The 1,305-nt window shown below is 65.3% G+C and carries 1 protein-coding gene and 1 other annotated feature; the gene reads right to left on the reverse strand.

Going from position 1 to position 1,305, the window contains the following annotated elements; translation table 11 throughout:
• Nucleotides 1-31 precede the first annotated feature (31 nt).
• Nucleotides 32-1,293 (reverse strand): IS3 family transposase gene (locus tag B8W69_RS29435; protein WP_110882105.1). Its coding sequence is split into 2 segments (ribosomal slippage): nt 32-990 and nt 990-1,293, totalling 1,263 coding nucleotides; the frame shifts between segments, so codons are not numbered across the junction.
• Nucleotides 863-994: a sequence feature (AL1L pseudoknot), on the reverse strand. (Overlaps the previous gene by 132 nt.)
• Nucleotides 1,294-1,305: the final 12 nt, after the last annotated feature.

Raw genomic sequence — 1,305 nt, forward strand, 5'->3', positions numbered from 1 at the left:
TGAATCGCCCTGGTTTTCCCGGGGGCTCGGGCTATTGGATTTCGACCAGGGGTTGGTCGGTCCGTGGTGCATCGTAGAACGTGGCTTCGAACTCGGTCGGCGGGACGTCGTCGAGGTAGCTGTGGAGACGGCTGGTGTTGTGCCAGTACACCCAGGCCAGGGTGGCCAGCTCGACGTCCTCGACGGTCTTCCACGGCCCGCTGCGGGCGGGACCGTAGATCAGCTCGGCCTTGTAGTAGCCGTTCACCGTCTCTGCCAGCGCATTGTCGAAACTGTCCCCGATGCTGCCGATCGAGGGTGCCGCACCGATCTCAGCCAATCGCTCTCCGTAGCGAATGGACGTAAACTGCGATCCGGCATCGGAGTGACATGTCAAGCCCGGCAATGTGTTTCCGCGTGACCAGCGCGCCATCTCAATCGCATCGAGCACCATGGTGGTGCGCATGTGGGAGGCCACCCGCCACCCGACGATCATCCGCGAGTAGGCGTCGACGATGAAGCATACGTAGGCGACTCCTGCCCATGTGGGCACGAATGTCAGATCGGTGACCCACAACTGGTTCGGCGCGCTCGCCGTGAACTTGCGCTGCACCAGATCCGGGTGCCGCGCCGCTGCCAGGTCCGGTTTGGTGGTGCGCACCCGTTTGCCGCGCCGCGCGCCTTGGATGCCTGCGGCCCGCATCAGCCGCCCGACCTGATCGCGCCCGACATCGTGACCAGCCCGACGGGCCGCTTTCCACAGCTTGCGCACCCCGTAGACGCGGTAGTTGTCCTCCCACAGGGCCACCAGTGCTGGCCCCAGCTCGGCATCGCGGCGCGCCCGCGCCGACGGGGGCCGCGTCTTGGAGTCGTAGTAGGTGCTTGGGGCCACCGTCACCCCTGCGGTGCGCAGGACGGTGATGATGGGCTCGACCCCGAACTCCTCGCGCCAGGTATCGATGAAGTCGACTATTTCTTGTGTTGGCGGTCGAGCTCCGCACCGAAGAAACTGGCCGCTCGCTTCAGAATCTCATTGGCGCGCTTAAGTTCTCGGACCTCCTGCTCGAGCTCCTTGACCCTCTTGGACTCCGCGGTCGTCACTCCAGGCTCGTACCCGTCGTCGATGTCAGCCTGGCGTACCCAGGACCGCACCGACTCCACCCCATAGCCGAGCTGACGGGCCACCCGCGACACCGTGCCCTGCTCAGTACCAAGCTCGGTCCGCAGGGCGCGGACCATCCTGACCGCAGCAGCCTTCTCCTCGGGACTGTAGCGCCGCGACGTGGGCTTACCCAGCGATTGTTCCTTCGACATCCCTGCATCCTC

The organism is Mycolicibacterium vulneris (genome assembly GCF_002104765.1).
GTDB classification, from domain to species: Bacteria; Actinomycetota; Actinomycetes; order Mycobacteriales; family Mycobacteriaceae; genus Mycobacterium; species Mycobacterium vulneris.